This is a genomic window from Streptomyces sp. NPDC127108, assembly GCF_042677545.1.
In the GTDB taxonomy this organism is placed as follows: Bacteria; Actinomycetota; Actinomycetes; order Streptomycetales; family Streptomycetaceae; genus Streptomyces.
Genome location: NZ_JBHXTE010000031.1, coordinates 106180 through 121809 on the forward strand (window position 1 = coordinate 106180; position 15630 = coordinate 121809).

Genomic DNA, 15630 nt, shown 5'->3' on the forward strand with positions numbered 1-15630 from the left:
TCGCGTCACTCAACGCATTCGGCGAATCTTGCGAAAACCGACGGGGCACGGGATCCGCCGCACGCCCCCCGCGTCGTCCGCGCGCCCTCCCGGGCACACGTGACGTACCCGGCGTCATTCGATCAACGTGCCCCGCGTCAGCCGACGGCTGTGCCCCGGCATCGGCCGATCGACGTGCTCCTACGTCAGCCGATGACCGTGTACCCGGCGTCCCGCAACGCCGTCGCGACCTCCGCGCAGTGCTCCGGACCCTTGGTCTCCAACTGCAGCTCCACCTCCGCCTCCGTGAGCCCGAGCCGGGGGTCGGTCCGCACATGGCTCACGTCGAGGACGTTGGCGTCGACCGCCGACAGCACCCCGAGCAGGGTCGCCAGGGCGCCCGGCCGGTCCGTCAGACGCAGCCGCAGCGACAGATAGCGGCCCGCCGCCGCCATGCCGTGGCGCAGGATGCGCTGCATCAGCAGCGGGTCCACATTGCCGCCGGACAGGAGCGCGACGACCGGGCCCTCGAAGGCCCGCGGATCTCTCAGCAGCGCCGCCACCGGGCTCGCGCCCGCGGGTTCGACGACCATCTTGGCCCGCTCCAGGCAGAGCAGCAAGGCACTCGACAAGTCGTCCTCGGAGACCGTGACGACGTCGTCCACGAGCTCCTCGACGAGCCGGAACGGCACGTCTCCGGGGCGACCCACCTTGATGCCGTCCGCCATGGTCACGGGGTTGTCGATCGACGTCGGACGTCCCGCGGCCAGCGAGGGCGGGTACGCCGCCGCGCCCGCCGCCTGCACCCCCACCAGGCGCACGTCCGGACGCAGCGACTTCACCGCGACCGCGATGCCCGCGGCGAGGCCGCCGCCGCCCACGCCGACGACGAGCGTGCGCACCTCCGGGCACTGCTCCAGGATCTCCAGGCCGACGGTGCCCTGCCCGGCGACGATGTCAGGGTGGTCGAAGGGGTGGATGAAGACCGCGCCCGTCTCGCGCGCGTAGTCCTGCGCGGCGGCCAGCGTCTCGTCGACAACGTTGCCCCGCAGCCGGACCTCCGCGCCGTAGTCCCGGGTCGCCGCGACCTTCGGCAGCGGGGCCCCGGCCGGCATGAACACCGTGGCGCGGACGCCCAGCAGGGCGGAGGCGAGGGCCACGCCCTGCGCGTGGTTCCCGGCGCTGGCCGCGACGACTCCGGCGGCCCGCTCCTCGGGCAGCAGCCCGGAGATGCGCACGTAGGCGCCGCGGAGCTTGAACGAGCCGGTCCGCTGGAGGTTCTCGCACTTCAGGTGCACCGGCGCGCCGACCAGTTGCGACAGGTGCCTGCTGCCTTCCATGGCGGTGACCCTGGAGACGCCGACGAGCATCTTCTGGGCGCCCCGTACGTCGTCGAGCGTGACAGCGGGAAAGGAGCGAGTCGTGCGGTAGCTCATGACTGCAGTCTCGCAGTTCACGCCCGTCCCCTCCCGGCGTGACCAAGCGGCGAGACGGGTTTGCGCAGCGCCGGTACGGGTAGCGCCCGGGCCGCGTACCCTGTCCCCCAACCCACCACCCTTCCCATGAAGTGAGCCCCCGGCCATGCCCACAACTCCGGACATGACGACCGCCAGCGATCCCGGCCTCCTCGATACGCTGCAGCACCAGGTTGCGGTGTTCGCACGGCGTGCGGAGCAGACCCGCCTCGGCGGCGTCGGACAGGTCCGCAACTCCATGGACCGCGCCGCGTACCTGCTGCTCAACCGCCTCGACAAGGAAGGTCCCATGGGCGTCAAGGCGCTCGCGGCGAGCATGGGCATCGACTCGTCGACCGTGACCCGTCAGGTCGCGCCCCTGGTCGACACCGGCCTGGTCAAGCGCACCTCCCACCCCGAGGACGGCCGTGCCGTCGTCCTCCAGCTGTCCCCGCGCGGACAGGCCCGCCTCGACGAGGTCCGCTCCTCACGGCGCGAGCTGATGGCGGAGCTCACGCAGGACTGGGCTCCGGCTGAACGCGAGAGCTTCACCGCGCTCCTGACCCGCTTCAACACCGCGCTCTCGGCACGGCAGTCGTCCCAGGCCGTACCGGACTCCGTCACTCCGACCGACTCCTGAGCCACCGGCCGCGGTACGCCGACCACCGCGGCCGGGCGCAGGGCGGCAGTGTCCGCTCGCGCAGGGCTCTTGACCTGGGCACCGTGCCTGGCCTCAGATGAAACCGAGTCCCCCTACGCCGGACGGCGGGAGGCACGGTGCGAGAGCGGCAGGCCGCCCAACAGGCCCGCCGTGCCCGGGAGTTCCAGGCGTTCGTCGCGGGCGCGGCAGGGCGTCTCCTGCATGCCGCCACGCTGCTCACCGGTGAGCGTCCTGACGCCAACCCGCGCGCGCGGGCGCTGCTCACGGCCGCGCTCGCGTCCACGTACGCCTCCTGGGACAGGCTGCGCGGCGAGGATCCGTACGACCGCACCCGCACGGTCCTCGTCGTCCGCTTCGCGCGGGGCGCCTGGCGGCGCTCCCGCGGGCGCGGTGGGCTGCTCGCCCGGCTGTCCCCGCAGGAGCGGCTCGTCCTCGTCCTTCGCCTGTACGAGGGCGTCGCCGAGGAGCAGACGGCGGCGCTGCTCGGCCTCGCCGTGGAGCGGGTGCGGGTGCTGTGCGCCCGGGCCGTCGCCGCGGTGCTGCATCCGCCGCGGGGGCCGGCGCCCGCCGCACCCGCCGTGCCGCCCGGTGCCCCCCTCGGGAAGGCGGCCCCGTCATGAGCCAGCAGGAGCGGCGGGAGGCCGTCGTACGGGGGATGCTCGACGCCGAGGGGCCCGTGTCGGTACCGCCCGACCTGCACGCGGACGCGGTGCGGCGCGGGGCCCGGATGCTGCGGCGGCGCACCGTCGTGCGGCGGCTGCTGTGGCTCCTCCTGCTCGTCGCCGTCATCGCGTTCACCGTCTGGGCGGCCGAGACCCAACCCTGGGTGGAGCCCCCCTCGAACCGCACCCCGCCCCTGACCAGCTGGTAGGGCTGCTGCGGGCCGGGAACCCCTGCTGGCACAGGGGAACGTCGGTCACCCGCTGTGGGCGGCCGGGCAGCCAGGGGCGGCCGGGGAGACCCCCGACCGCCCCATGCCGCCGAAGCGCCCGCGCGCCTAGCCCAGCGCCTGCTGCAGGTCCGCCAGCAGGTCGTCCGCCGACTCGATGCCCACGGAGAGGCGGACCAGGTCGGCCGGGACCTCCAGGGCGGAGCCCGCGACGGAGGCGTGGGTCATGCGGCCGGGGTGCTCGATGAGCGACTCGACGCCGCCGAGGGACTCGCCGAGGGTGAACAGGCGAGCCCGGTCGCAGACCGCGACGGCCGCCTCCTCGCCGCCCTCGACCTGGAAGGACACCATTCCGCCGAAGGACTTCATCTGCTTGGCGGCGATCTCGTGGCCGGGGTGCGAGGCGAGCCCCGGGTACAGCACCTTCGTCACGCGCGCGTGCCGCGTGAGCATGTCGACGACGCGCTCGGCGTTCTCGCTGTGCCGGTCCATGCGGACGGCCAGCGTCTTGATGCCCCGCAGGACGAGCCAGGAGTCGAAGGGCCCGGCGACGGCACCCATCGCGTTCTGGTGGAACGCCAACTCGTCGCCGAGCTCGGCGTCGTTGACGACGAGGGCGCCGCCGACGACGTCGGAGTGGCCGCCCATGTACTTCGTCATGGAGTGCACGACGACGTCCGCGCCGAGGGCGAGCGGCTGCTGGAGGTAGGGGCTGGCGAAGGTGTTGTCGACGACGAGCTTCGCCCCGGCCTCGCGGGCGATCTGGGCGACGGCCTCGATGTCGGTGATGCCGAGCAGCGGGTTGGAGGGGGTCTCCACCCACACGGCCTTCGTGCGCGGCGTGAGCGCGGCCCGCACCGACGCCGGGTCGGAGGTGTCGGCGACCGACCACTCCACGCCCCAGCGCGAGACGACCTTGGCGAACAGGCGGAACGTCCCGCCGTACGCGTCATTGGGGATGACGACGTGGTCACCGGGGCCGAGCAGCGTACGCAGCAGGCAGTCCTCGGCGGCGAGGCCGGAGGCGAAGGCGAGGCCGCGGCGGCCGCCTTCCAGGGCGGCGAGGTTCTCCTCCAGGGCGGTGCGCGTCGGGTTGGCGCTGCGGCTGTACTCGTAGCCGCCGCGGAGTCCGCCGACTCCGTCCTGCTTGTACGTGGACACCTGGTAGATGGGCGGGACGACGGCGCCGGTGAGCGGGTCGGCGGTGTTGCCCGCGTGAATGGCGACGGTCTCGAAATTCTGGCTGCTGTGCGAGTCACTCATGCGGCCTGAGCGTAATGCGGCGCGACGCCCGGGGCCGGGCGGGGCGAGTGGTGGCCGGGGTCCGGCGCCGCAGGTTGACCGGCGGGGGCGGCCAGGTTGGCCAATTGTCACAGGCGTCTGGTTCGCTTGTACGTATGGAGATTCTCTGGGTCCTGATGGCAGTGGTCATGATCGGGGCGGTTCTCGGGCCGGTCCTGCTGCGCAGGCGCGGCGGAATCCGCCAGGTGCACCCGGGCGCCCCGGACGCGGCGGACCCGGCGAACTACGGCTTCGCGCGCCAGGAGGAGCTGGACATCCGCATGCCGGGGCCGGACGCGGACCTGATCGAGGTCCTCGACCTGGTGCAGCGCACGCAGGACTGGCGTGCCGCGTCGCAGTTGCTCGCCGGGACGGAGGTGCACGGTGAGCAGCGGTGGCAGCGTGTGCAGGCGTTCGCGGGCGCGGCGTCCCTGGAGCTGGCGCAGCGGCCGGGCGGGGTCAGTGACACTCCCGGCGGGCAGTGGCTGCGGGTGTGGCGTGCGGAGGCCCCGAAGGACGCGGGCGGTGCGGCCGTGCACGCGGAGTTCCTGGTGCAGCAGGCCTGGCGCTCCTCGACGGCGGGGACGGACGAGTTCCGGATCATCCTGGAGGAGGCGAAGGAGGCCTGCGGCCAGGCCGCGCTGCTCTCCCCCGGGGACCCGATTCCGTACATCGTCGAGCTGTCGATCGCCCGCGGCATGGCGTACCCGCGCGCGGACTTCGAGCAGCTGTGGCTGAAGATCCTGGACCGCGCCCCGGCCCACATGGGGGCGCATCTGGCGGCGCTGCACTACTGGTGCGAGAAGTGGCACGGCACCCGCGAGGAGGCGTACTCCTTCGCGGAGGCCGCGGCGGCCCGCGCCCCCAAGGGCTCCCTGCTCTCCGCGCTCCCCCTGTTCGCGGTGTACGAGCACCTGCCCGAGGTGAACCTGGTCCGCGGGTTCTACCAGAGCGAGGTCGTCACCAAGGCCATCGAGGGCGCCAAGTTCGCGGTGCACTCCGCCCGCCCGGACGACCCGATGCTGGCCCACGTCCGCCATCTCCTGGTCTTCTTCCTGGTGCGCTGCGAGCGCTGGGGCGAGGCCATGGACCAGCTGATCCACGTCGACGGCCACGTCGGCGCCCTCCCCTGGACCCTGTCCCCCGACCCGGCCGCGGACTACGCGGTCTACCGCGCCCTGGCCGTCGCCGGCTACGAGGCCAACGGCGGCAGCCCGGCCACGCTGCCGCGCTGACCGGCAGGAATGCCGGACCCCGTAGCGGCGTTCTTACTACTTGCCGCCGCCTACTGGCCGCCGCCCGGCCCGCCACAAGGAGTGAAACCCCATGATCTTCGGCCGCACGCCCGTCCTCCCCACGCCCGAGGAGGCCCTGAAGGGCCGCGAGACGCCCGAGTTCGAGGTCCCCTCCCGGCACACGGTGCTCGGCAACGCCCTGCTCGGCCCCTACCCCGAGGGCCTGGAGGTCGCGGACTTCGGCCTCGGCTGCTTCTGGGGCGCCGAGCGCAAGTTCTGGCAGACCGACGGCGTCTGGACGACCCTCGTCGGCTACCAGGGCGGCTACACCCGGAACCCGTCCTACGAAGAGGTCTGCTCCGGCCTGACCGGCCACACGGAGGTCGTCCGCGTGGTCTTCGACCCCACGAAGGTCACGTACGCCGAGCTCCTCAAGCTCTTCTGGGAGTCCCACAACCCCACCCAGGGCTTCCGCCAGGGCAACGACGTGGGCACCCAGTACCGCTCCGCGATCTACACCCACACCCCCGCCCAGGAGACCACCGCCACGGCCTCCCGCGACGCCTACCAGCAGGTCCTCACGGCAGCGGGCCACAGCGAGATCACCACAACGGTCCTCCCCGCAGCCGACCGCACCTTCTGGCCCGCCGAGGCCTACCACCAGCAGTACCTGGACAAGAACCCCGACGGCTACTGCGGCATCGGCGGCACGGGCGTGAAGCTGGGCGACCCCTTCGAGACGAACTGGGGCGTGTCCTGCCCGACGGGGATCGCCCCGGCCCCGGAGACGTCACAGCAGTAGGCGCCGGGAAGCATCGCCCACCCACACGGCCCGCCAAGGACCCCCATGCCCCACGCCTACGCCCCCGACGGCACCGCCCTGCACTACGAACTCCGGGGCTCCGGTGAGCCGTTGGTGTTGTTGAGCGGGCAGTCCAACGACCGGCACTGGTGGGATCCGGTGGTCGAGGACTTCGCCGCCGTGTTCACCGTCGTCACGGTGGACTGGCGGGGGACGGGGGACAGTGATCGGCCCGACACCGACACGTACAGCACGCGGGGGTTCGCCGATGATGTCGTCGCCGTGCTCGATGACGCGGGGATCGGGCGGGCCCGTGTGTACGGGACGTCGATGGGCGGGCGGGTCGCGCAGTGGATCGCTGCGGAGTTTCCGGAGCGGGTGGAGCGGCTCGTGCTCGGGTGTACGTCGCCGGGGGCGCCGCACGGTGTCGAGCGCGGGCCCGAGGTGCGGCGGGCGCTCACACAGGGTGATCCGGCGGCGGCGCGGCGGGCGCTGCTCGAGCTGATGTACACGCCCGCGTGGATCGACGCCCAGGAGGCGGCCGGTCGGCGGGAGTTCGGCACGCTCGGCGATCCGTCGATGCCCGCGCACGCCCGCCGCCGCCATCTGCGGGCCAGCGCCCGGCACGACGCGTGGGACGCGCTCGTCCGGATCAAGGCGCCGACGCTCGTCGTGCACGGGAGCGACGACGCCTTCAACCCCACCGCCAACGCGCCCCTGCTCGCGCGGCGCCTGCCGGACGCCCGGATGCGGCTCGTCCCGGGCGCGCGGCACGCCTACTTCGAGGAGTTCGCGGACGTGGCCACGCCTCTGGTGCTCGGATTCCTGCGCGACGGCGAGGCGTGAGGCGGAGGGGAGGGCGTGGGGGCCCGAAGTCGGGGCGGCCGGCCGCCCGGCAGTGCTACTCCCCCGACCCGTACGCCCGCGTGATGATCTCCAGCTTGTGGCCGTCCGGGTCGTCCCAGTACACCCCGCGGCCGCCGTCGTTCGTGTTGATCTGGTTCTCCTGCTTGTGGTACGGGTCCGCCCAGTAGGTCAGGCCCCGCTCCTTGATGCGGCCGAAGATCGCGTCGAACTCGTCCTCGGAGACGAGGAACGCGTAGTGCTGGGGCACCAACGGGCCGCCGTCGCCCTCGTAGTAGTCGAGCGTGACGCCGTTGGGGATCTCCACGGGGATGAACGGGCCGTACTGCGGGCTGACTTCGAGCCCCAGGATGTCGGCGAGGAACTGCGCGGACGCCTTCTTGTCCGTGGCCGCCACAATCGTGTGGTTCAGCTCGATGGTCATCGTGCGGACCTCCTCGTAGTCCGGCCGGTGCCACTCTGCCCGGCCTCGCGGTGGGTGACGTGTGTGCCTGACATCCACCACGCTACGTTCGGCCGCCCGGCCCGACATCGGTCAGCGGTTCGGCGCGCGCTGCGCATTGCGCCCTAGGCCGCTGGTCCCAGACGAAATCCGGTCAGGGGGCGGCGATGGCGCGTACGCCCCAGGCCGCCGGCCCCCAGGCCGGGCCGTCCCACCAGGTCAGATCGTCGCCGCGTCGATCACGAAGCGGTAGCGCACGTCGCTCGCGAGCACCCGCTCGTACGCCTCGTTGATCTGCTCGGCCGAGATCAGCTCGATCTCCGCGCCCAGGCCGTGCTCGGCGCAGAAGTCCAGCATCTCCTGGGTCTCCTGGATGCCGCCGATGCCGGAGCCCGCGAGGCTCCTGCGGCCCAGGATCAGGGAGAAGAGGTTGAGCGACACGGGCTCCTCGGGGGCGCCCACGTTCACGAACGCGCCGTCCGTCTTCAGGAGGCCGAGGTACTTGTCCAGGGGCAGCGGCGCCGACACCGTGGAGACGATCAGGTCGAGGCTGCCCGCGAGCTGCTCGAAGGTGGCGTCGTCGCTGGTCGCGTAGTAGTGGTCGGCGCCGAGGCGCAGGCCGTCGTCCTTCTTGCGCAGGGACTGCGACAGGACGGTCACCTCGGCGCCCATGGCGTGCGCGATCTTGACGGCCATGTGGCCGAGACCGCCGAGCCCGACGACGGCGACCTTCTTGCCGGGGCCCGCGTTCCAGTGGGCCAGCGGGGAGTACGTGGTGATGCCCGCGCACAGCAGCGGCGCGGCCACGTCCAGGGAGAGGCCGTCGGGGATGCGGAGGGTGAAGGCCTCGTCGACGACGATGCGGGTGGAGTAGCCGCCGTAGGTGGGCCGGCCCTCCTTGTCGAGGGCGTTGTACGTCTGGATGTTGCCCTTGGCGCAGTACTGCTCCAGGCCCGCCCTGCAGTTCTCGCACTCGCGGCAGGAGTCGACCATGCAGCCGACGCCGACGCGGTCACCGACCTTGAACCTGGTGACGTCGGCGCCGACCTCCGCCACCACACCGGCGATCTCGTGGCCGGGCACCATCGGGAAGATGCCCTCGCCCCAGCCGTCGCGGGCCTGGTGGATGTCGGAGTGGCAGATGCCGGCGTACTTGACGTCGATCAGGACGTCCGAGGCGCCGACGGGGCGGCGCTCGATGGTGGTGCGGGCCAGCGGAGCCTTGGCCGAGGGGGCTGCGTAAGCGGGGACGTTCATGGTCTGTGCGGTCATGCCATCGACGCTGCCACCTGCGAAAAGACCTACCCAGCCCTCCGTTGTGCCTACGTCCGGCGGGCCTACCACGGGCCGTCCTACGCCTGCCCTGCCTACCACTGGCAGTGTCAGGCTGCCGCGCCGGTGAGACGGAATACTGGACATCATGGACGACAACGCGCCCACCCCCCGGCGGCAGCCGGAGACCCTCGACCCGCGCGCCGAGCTGAGCGAGTTCCTGCGCACCCGCAGGGCCCGGCTGCAGCCGCACGACGTCGGCCTGCCCAGCTTCGGGCGGCACCGGAGGGTGCCGGGGCTCAGGCGCGAGGAGCTGGCGCAGCTGGCCGGGGTGTCGGTGGCGTACTACACCCGGCTCGAGCAGGGCAACGGCCGCAACGTGTCGGGCGAGGTCCTGGACGCCATCGCGCGCGCCCTGCGCCTGAGCGACGCCGAGCACGCGCACCTCACGCACCTGGCGCGGCCGACCGCCCACAAGAAGAAGAAGGCGACCCGGCCCCAGCACCTGCGGCCCGCGGTGCGGCACCTGATGGACGCCATGGACGGCGTGCCCGCCTACGCCCTGGGGCGGCGCTCGGAGATCCTCGGCTGGAACCGGATGGCGGCTGCGCTCTTCGGCGACTGGGGGCTGCTTCCACCCGAGGAGCGCAACTGGGCGCGGCTCACGTTCCTGAGCGAGGACATGCGGACGCTGTTCGACGAGACGTGGCAGCAGAAGGCCTCGGACATGGTCAGCTTCCTGCGGATGGAGGCGGGCTGCTATCCGAACGACCCGCTGCTTTCCGCCCTGGTGGGCGAACTCTCCGTGAAGAGCGAGGAGTTCAGGCGGCTGTGGGCCGAGCACGACGTGCGCGAGAAGGGCCACGGCGTCAAGCGCCTGCGGCACCCCCTGGTCGGCGAGCTGACCCTGTCGTTCGAGTCCATGCGCCTGCCCGACGACTACGAACAGACCCTGGTGACGTACCACGCGGAGCCGGGCTCTCCGTCGGCGGAGGGCTTGCAGCTGCTGGCCAGCTGGGGCGTGGACGCGGTGGCCCCGGCGGCCCGCCGCGAGGTGCCGTAGGCCCTAGTCCGCCACGCCCAGGTCCCGCCGCATCAGCTCCCGCATCCGCGCCAGCCTCGGCTCGGCCTCCTTGAGGTCCACCAGGCAGCCCGGCGCGGTCTCGCCCTCGTGCGGTGCGCCGCGGTCGATGCGCTTGGCGGCCGCGTCGATCCCGGCAAGGACCTTGTTGAGCTCGCGGGAGGCGTCGAGGATCCGCTCGGGGACGATCATCTGGGCCTCGGCGTAGCGGTCGCGGTAGTCCCGGCGGGCCTCTTCGAGCTGTTCGCGGTTCTGGTCGGTGTAGACACCGTCGCGGATGCGGTGCAGGGCGTCCTTGAGGAGCGTGTGGAAGCGCTCGGAGGCACGGTTCATCGCCGTGTACGCCCCTCGGCGCTCCTCGAAGTTCAGGCGCCGCTCGGCCCGTTCGGCCTCCGCCACCCGCTCCTTGGACTGGAGGCGCTGCGGCAGGACGGCGCCGAGCAGGGTGCCGACGATGCCGACGACGGCGGTGAGCATCGTGGCCAGGAACGCGGACATGGGCGGACCCTATCCCCGGCGTGCGCCTGCGCGTCCGGCCGGGTGGGACATGCCCGGCCGGACGCCCGCGATCAGGGCTGGTACGGCGGCGCCGCGCCCCAGTTCCACAGCGGGACGGGCTGGCTGGTGGGGCGGGCCGCGTCCGGGCCGGAGAAGTAGACCGCGAGGCGCGTGCCCCACTCGATGTACGCGAGGAACGCCGAGCGGAACTCCGCGTCCGTCGGCAGCCCCGCCTCGTCCGCCGCGTCCTGGATGAGGTTCACCCAGCGGCGCCGCTGGGGCTCCGTGATGCCCTTGCCGAAGTGCTTGCCGACCATGTGGGCGTGGGCGCCCTCGCCGCCGTGCTCCCCGGAGTACGCCGCCGGGCCGCCGAAGACCTCGCCGAGCCACTGCGCGACGTGCGCGGCGTGCTCGGGGGCGAGGCCCGCGAAGACCGGGGCGAGCAGGTCGTCGGCGAGCACCTTCTCGTAGAAGACCTCGGTGAGGCGGTCGAAGCGCTCGGCGCCGCCCGCCCACGCGTACAGCGTCGGGGTGGAGGCGCCTGAGCCGCGTACGGACGTCGGGGTGTAGTGCCGCATCTCCTCGATGTTCTCGACGTACGGACGTATGTGCGCGAAGAAGTCCTTGAACTGCTGGGAGGATCTGAAGCCCTCCAGGTGGTCTTTCGTGGACGTCCAGGTGATCCGCAGGATGAAGTGCTCGAAGTCCTCCTCGCAGCGCGTGAGTTCGTAGTCAACGCACTGCGGCGCGGCGGCCAGCGGGACGGCGGCGAGGGTGTACGCGGCGAGGAACTCGGCGGCCCGGTCCTCGGGGACGCGGTAGCGGATGTACTCGACGGTGTGGGCGCTCATGGGGTGACGGCTTCCTTCTCCCTGGCGGCGGGGGCCTTGGCGCCCCAGTCCCAGAGTGCTTGCAGGACTTGACCCAACTCCCGGCCGTGCGAAGTCAGCTCATAGGTGACGGCGGGCGGCCAGCCGGGCGTCCGCGTGCGCCGGACGACCCCGGCGTCGGTCAGCTGGGTCAACCGCTCCGCAAGTACTTTGTCGGACAACTGCGGTAGGGCGGCGGCCAGTTCGCTGTACGCGTACACGTCACCCGTGAGCAGTTCGCGGACCAGGAGCGTCGTCCAGCGCCCCCGCAGCGCCGCCAGGGTGACCTCGACGGGGCACTCGGCGGCGGGCGCGGTGACGCGGGCGCGGGGGTCGTCGGGCAGGCCGGGGCGCGGCTCCCGGGTGGTCGGGGGTGCCTGCCTTACCGTTCGGTGAGCCACGGGCGCGCCTCCTACTGTGCCGGTCATGAGCACTTTCATCCTGCCCCAGCGCCCCGAGGACGTCCCGTCGGCGTTCGCCGAGCGGTTCAACAGCGGCGACGCGGCCGCCGTCCGCGAGCTGTACGAACCCGGGGCCTGTTTCGTCCCCGAGTCGGGTGCCCCCGTGCGCGGCGCCGACGCCATCGCCGCGCAGAACGCCCCGTTCCTCGCCCTCGGCCTGCCCATCTCCGTGACGCCCCGGCACGTGCACGTCGCGGACGACGTCGCGCTCCTGCTCGTCGACTGGGAGATCGACGGCAAGGTGCGGGCCACCGCCACGGACGTGGCGCGCCGCGGCACCGACGGGTACTGGCGCTATCTGATCGACAGCCCGTTCGGTGCCGGGCGCCGCGGAGCGGAGGACGCGGACTAGGAGCGGCTACGTCTCACAGAGGGAACGGCTACTTCCCGAGGTACGCGTCGCGGATCGTCACCGTCGCCCTGTTCCCCTTCTTGTCCTCGACCTCGGCGCGGAAGGAGACCGACTTGCCCGCGGCCGGGTTCCGCACGGAGATCCGGCCGCCCTGCACCGTGGCCTTCTTCCAGGTGCGGCCCTTGTCGTAGGAGACGTACGCGGAAAGGGACTTGAGGTTCGCGCCCGTGGCGGTGCCCTGCACCGTCACCGGCACGGACTGGGTCACCCCGGCGGGCGCCCGGCTGTCGAGCCCCACCTTCGGCGTGAAGCGGACCGTCGACGCGGGCAGCCGGACCTCGCCGCTCACCTTCTTGGAGCGGAACGTCCAGCTCGCGTCGACGCGCGAGGAGACGGGCGCGACGCGCGGGTCCCGTCGCACCGAGGTGACGAGGCGGTACTCGGCGTCCGCTGCCGGGACCTTGAAGGACTCTTCGCCGGAGAGCGGGTCCTTGTTCTCGCCGATCTTGCGGCCGTCGCGGTACAGGGTCGTCCGCACCGAGGAGAAGTCCGAATCGCCCTCGTTCCCCTCGCCGTCGGCGACCACCGGCACGAAGCCGTAGATCTCGTTGCCGTCTCGGTAGATCCCCAGGTCACCGCCGAGGCGTGGCCCGAACACGGCCGTGTTGAACGTCCGCGTGTAGGTCCTGCCCGGCTCGTACACAGCCGTCGGAAAGACCGAGTAGGTCGCTTCGGACGTCACACCGCCGTGCTGATCCTCCGCCAACTGGTGGAAGAACGTGTCCCACTCCACCTTGTCCGCCGTGGACACGTGGAACGTCCGCGTGGTGTGGGCCTTCTGCGGGACCATCCAGCCGGAGCCGATGCCGCTGCCTCCGGGCAGCCACCCCGTGGCGCTGGCCACCCCCTTCTTGCCCTTGGCCGACGCTCCGAAGCGGGTCTTCAGCGTGGCGAGTTCGCCGGCCTTGAAGTGCTTGGTGTAGCCGGTCGCGAGTCGGCCGACCTTGCCGCCGACGACGACGTCATACTGCTCGCCTGCGCCCTTGACCCAGTCCGCGGCCCACTGCTGGTGCAGCGTGCCGTCCGTGACCTCGGGGCCGAGGTGTGCGGTGCGCAGCGGGGCGGAGGAGTCCAGGCGCACACCGGCGACGAAGTCGTCTGTGAACGTGTACTGCGGCCAGACGTGCACCTGCTCGGCGTCCTTGTCGGGCACCGTGATGTCCACCGGCTTCGCCGCCCGCGCGTCCACCGTCAGCGTCATGTCCTTGGTGACGTTCAGCTTCGGCCGGGCGAGCCAGTCGACGCCCTTGGCGGCGTCCTCCGGGTCCTGGTAGATCTGGGCGTCGAGGAGGTAACCGCCCTTCGGCACCCGGAGCTCGACCGTACCGGACACGTCGTTGACCTCGAAGTCCGCGTCGGCGGCGGGTCCGCTCAGACCGAAGAGGCCGGACGAGTGGAACCGCGCGGGCCTGCCGTCCCGCCCGATGTACTTGAGCGTCACGTCGAACGTCTCCCCCTCGCGCTGCACCACTGCGGCCGTGCGCACGGACTGGCCGCCGCCCTTCGCCACGACGTACGCGGAGTAGGTGCCGCGCCCGGTGCCGCCGAGCCTGGTGTGCGCCGTCAGGCGGACCGCCGCGCGCCCGCCCGCGGGCACCGTCACCTTCTTCGCGCCGAGCGTGTAGAAGCCGTCCGGAGCCGGGCGTCCCTTCGGGTCAGTGGCGGTCACGGAGAGGTCGAGGGTGACGTCCTTCGTGCCGAGGTTCCTGTACGTGACCTTCCTGGTGACCGGCTTGTCGTCGGCGTGCGGCCACTTCGGGGCGCCGAGGTTCAACGACACCGGGTCGGCGACCACCGTCTGCTTGACGGCCTTGTCGACGGCGATGCGGCCCGAGCCCTGCTGGTACGGCGTGTACGTGCCGCCGCTCGTGGACGACGTCAGGGCCCGCTTGAGGTCGGCGGCCCTCCAGTCGGGGTGCTGCTGCTTGAGGAGGGCGGCGGCACCGGCCGCGTGCGGGGTCGCCATCGAGGTGCCGGAGATCGTCAGATAGCCCTCGGGCTTCTGGCCGACCTCCTTCTCTATCTCGCTGCCCGGCGCGGCCGCCGCCGTGATGCCGACGCCGGGCGCCGTCACGTCCGGCTTGACGGCGCCGTCGCCGACGCGCGGGCCCTGGCTGGAGAAGTCCGCCAGCTTGTCCCTGCCGTCGACCGCGCCGACGGTGAGCGCCGCGTCCGCGCTGCCCGGCGAGTCGATGGAGCCGCGATAGCCCTCGTTACCCGCGGCGATCGCGAAGAGGACGCCCTTGTCCGCGGAGATCTTGTTGACGGCCTCCTCCAGCGGGTCGACGCCGATCTCGTCGGCGCCGCCGAGGCTGAGGTTGACGACGTCGGCGCCCTGCGCGGCCGCCCACTCCATGCCCGCGATGATCCCGGAGTCGCTGCCCCTGCCGTCGTCGCCGAGGACCTTGCCGTTCAGGACCTTCGCCCCGGGTGCGACGCCCTTGAACGCGCCGCCCGACTTCGCCCCCGTACCGGCGGCCGTGGACGCGACGTGCGTGCCGTGCCCGACGCGGTCCTTGGTATCGGGCGACGACGTGAAGTTCTTGTCCCCGACGACCTGTTCCTTCAGATCCGGGTGGGTGGCGTCGACGCCGGTGTCCAGGACAGCGATCTTGACACCCTTGCCGTCGTACCCGGCCTCCCACGCCTTCGGAGCACCGATCTGCTTGACGGACTTGTCCAGGCTCGCCTTCCGTGTCCCGTCCAGCCAGACGCGGCCGACTCCGGACGCGGTGCCGCGCTCGCCTCCCGTGAGGGTCTTCCAGAGGGCCGCCGCGTCCTTCCTGGGCGTGGTCACGGCGTCCGCGTTCAGTGACGCCAGGCTGCGGCGGACCGCCGTGCCACCGACCGCTCGGACCCCGGCCTTGGCGCCGCGCGCGGTGCCCTTGTAGCCGACGATGAGCCGCAGGCCCTGCCGCTGGGCCTCACGGTTCGCCCTGCTGGTCAACTCCGTGACGTCGAAGAGCCGTCGGTCGACCTTGCCCTCGGCGATGAGGCGCTGGGCGTCGTACGGCAGGACCAGCGCGTGCCCGCGCACGGTCCGGGTGCTCACGGGTATGCGCTCGCGCCCCTTGGCCGGTGTGAAGCCGAGCAGGCGGCCCTTGGACCCGACGGTGACGCGGTCGCCGGTGACGAGGGTGAGGTGCTGCGCGGGGCCGGTCTGTGCCCGGTGCGGCGGCCCGGACTGCGCGAGCGCCCGCCCGGAGCCCATAGAACCCACGGAGTCCGCCCCCGCCGACGCGGGCCCGACCACCCCCGCCCCCAGTGCCACGGCGACCCCCACCGCGTACGCCCTCTTCCTGTGCTGACGCAAGATCTCCCCCTGCCGTCGAAGTGTGTTCCGAGAAACGGGAAGCGGGGGCCCGGGGCCGGGGGGGCCCCCGGGCCCCCCCCCACAAAACAAAGACCACTAGGGAAAAAAAAAAAAAAC

General features: G+C 72.3%; 16 protein-coding genes. 8 read left to right on the plus strand and 8 right to left on the minus strand.

Features of this window, described 5'->3' with window-relative positions:
• Positions 1–185: 185 nt before the first annotated feature.
• On the minus strand, positions 186–1415 hold the full coding sequence (gene ilvA, locus ACFVHO_RS25305) for a threonine ammonia-lyase (protein ID WP_385718807.1): 1230 nt from the start codon (positions 1413–1415) through the stop codon (positions 186–188).
• Between the two features lie 145 nt (positions 1416–1560).
• On the opposite strand from ilvA, the gene ACFVHO_RS25310 reads away from it, so the two are divergent.
• The 3 genes from ACFVHO_RS25310 to ACFVHO_RS25320 all read left to right on the plus strand — a co-directional run bounded on the left by ACFVHO_RS25310 (position 1561) and on the right by ACFVHO_RS25320 (position 2965).
• A complete protein-coding gene (locus tag ACFVHO_RS25310) occupies positions 1561–2073 on the plus strand; it encodes a MarR family winged helix-turn-helix transcriptional regulator (RefSeq protein WP_385718809.1) in 513 nt (170 codons plus the stop codon).
• A 137-nt stretch (positions 2074–2210) separates the two neighbouring features.
• Positions 2211–2714: a sigma factor-like helix-turn-helix DNA-binding protein gene (locus ACFVHO_RS25315; protein ID WP_385718812.1), complete on the plus strand. Its 504-nt coding sequence runs from the start codon at positions 2211–2213 to the stop codon at positions 2712–2714.
• The gene (locus ACFVHO_RS25320) at positions 2711–2965 is read left to right on the plus strand and encodes a hypothetical protein (protein WP_385718815.1); all 255 of its coding nucleotides are present in this window, start codon (positions 2711–2713) and stop codon (positions 2963–2965) included. The genes ACFVHO_RS25315 and ACFVHO_RS25320 overlap by 4 nt, the downstream gene beginning before the upstream one ends.
• A gap of 126 nt (positions 2966–3091) precedes the next feature.
• On the opposite strand, the gene ACFVHO_RS25325 is transcribed toward ACFVHO_RS25320, so the two are convergent.
• Positions 3092–4246 carry a cystathionine gamma-synthase gene (locus tag ACFVHO_RS25325; protein ID WP_385718818.1) on the minus strand — a complete coding sequence of 385 codons (1155 nt, stop codon included), beginning with the start codon at positions 4244–4246 and terminating at the stop codon, positions 3092–3094.
• Between the two features lie 134 nt (positions 4247–4380).
• Between ACFVHO_RS25325 and ACFVHO_RS25330 the strand changes: the two genes are divergently transcribed.
• From ACFVHO_RS25330 to ACFVHO_RS25340, 3 genes are all read left to right on the plus strand, one after another.
• Positions 4381–5499, plus strand: coding sequence for a hypothetical protein (locus ACFVHO_RS25330; RefSeq protein ID WP_385718821.1), 1119 nt, complete (start codon positions 4381–4383; stop codon positions 5497–5499).
• 91 nt (positions 5500–5590) lie between these two features.
• Positions 5591–6301, plus strand: a complete 711-nt coding sequence (gene msrA, locus ACFVHO_RS25335; protein WP_385718824.1) for a peptide-methionine (S)-S-oxide reductase MsrA — start codon at positions 5591–5593, stop codon at positions 6299–6301.
• Between the two features lie 45 nt (positions 6302–6346).
• The gene (locus ACFVHO_RS25340) at positions 6347–7147 is read left to right on the plus strand and encodes an alpha/beta fold hydrolase (RefSeq protein WP_385718827.1); all 801 of its coding nucleotides are present in this window, start codon (positions 6347–6349) and stop codon (positions 7145–7147) included.
• Between the two features lie 55 nt (positions 7148–7202).
• On the opposite strand, the gene ACFVHO_RS25345 is transcribed toward ACFVHO_RS25340, so the two are convergent.
• Positions 7203–7589, minus strand: a complete 387-nt coding sequence (locus ACFVHO_RS25345) for a VOC family protein (RefSeq protein ID WP_385718830.1) — start codon at positions 7587–7589, stop codon at positions 7203–7205.
• A 237-nt stretch (positions 7590–7826) separates the two neighbouring features.
• Positions 7827–8879: an NAD(P)-dependent alcohol dehydrogenase gene (locus tag ACFVHO_RS25350; RefSeq protein WP_385718834.1), complete on the minus strand. Its 1053-nt coding sequence runs from the start codon at positions 8877–8879 to the stop codon at positions 7827–7829.
• Between the two features lie 148 nt (positions 8880–9027).
• Between ACFVHO_RS25350 and ACFVHO_RS25355 the strand changes: the two genes are divergently transcribed.
• Complete coding sequence (locus ACFVHO_RS25355) at positions 9028–9942, plus strand: helix-turn-helix domain-containing protein (RefSeq protein WP_385718837.1); 915 nt, start codon at positions 9028–9030, stop codon at positions 9940–9942.
• Positions 9943–9945: 3 nt separating this feature from the next.
• On the opposite strand, the gene ACFVHO_RS25360 is transcribed toward ACFVHO_RS25355, so the two are convergent.
• The 3 genes from ACFVHO_RS25360 to ACFVHO_RS25370 form a co-directional block, all read right to left on the minus strand.
• Positions 9946–10458 (minus strand): hypothetical protein, encoded by a 513-nt coding sequence (locus tag ACFVHO_RS25360; RefSeq protein ID WP_385718840.1) that lies wholly within the window; start codon positions 10456–10458, stop codon positions 9946–9948.
• A gap of 71 nt (positions 10459–10529) precedes the next feature.
• Complete coding sequence (locus tag ACFVHO_RS25365) at positions 10530–11309, minus strand: group II truncated hemoglobin (RefSeq protein ID WP_385718843.1); 780 nt, start codon at positions 11307–11309, stop codon at positions 10530–10532.
• Positions 11306–11728: a winged helix-turn-helix transcriptional regulator gene (locus tag ACFVHO_RS25370; RefSeq protein ID WP_385718846.1), complete on the minus strand. Its 423-nt coding sequence runs from the start codon at positions 11726–11728 to the stop codon at positions 11306–11308. The genes ACFVHO_RS25365 and ACFVHO_RS25370 overlap by 4 nt, the downstream gene beginning before the upstream one ends.
• Positions 11729–11753: 25 nt before the next feature.
• Between ACFVHO_RS25370 and ACFVHO_RS25375 the strand changes: the two genes are divergently transcribed.
• The gene (locus ACFVHO_RS25375; RefSeq protein ID WP_385718849.1) at positions 11754–12140 is read left to right on the plus strand and encodes a YybH family protein; all 387 of its coding nucleotides are present in this window, start codon (positions 11754–11756) and stop codon (positions 12138–12140) included.
• A 28-nt stretch (positions 12141–12168) separates the two neighbouring features.
• Here the strand turns inward: ACFVHO_RS25375 and ACFVHO_RS25380 are convergent, their stop codons facing one another.
• Positions 12169–15513, minus strand: a complete 3345-nt coding sequence (locus tag ACFVHO_RS25380) for a S8 family serine peptidase (RefSeq protein ID WP_385718851.1) — start codon at positions 15511–15513, stop codon at positions 12169–12171.
• Positions 15514–15630: the final 117 nt, after the last annotated feature.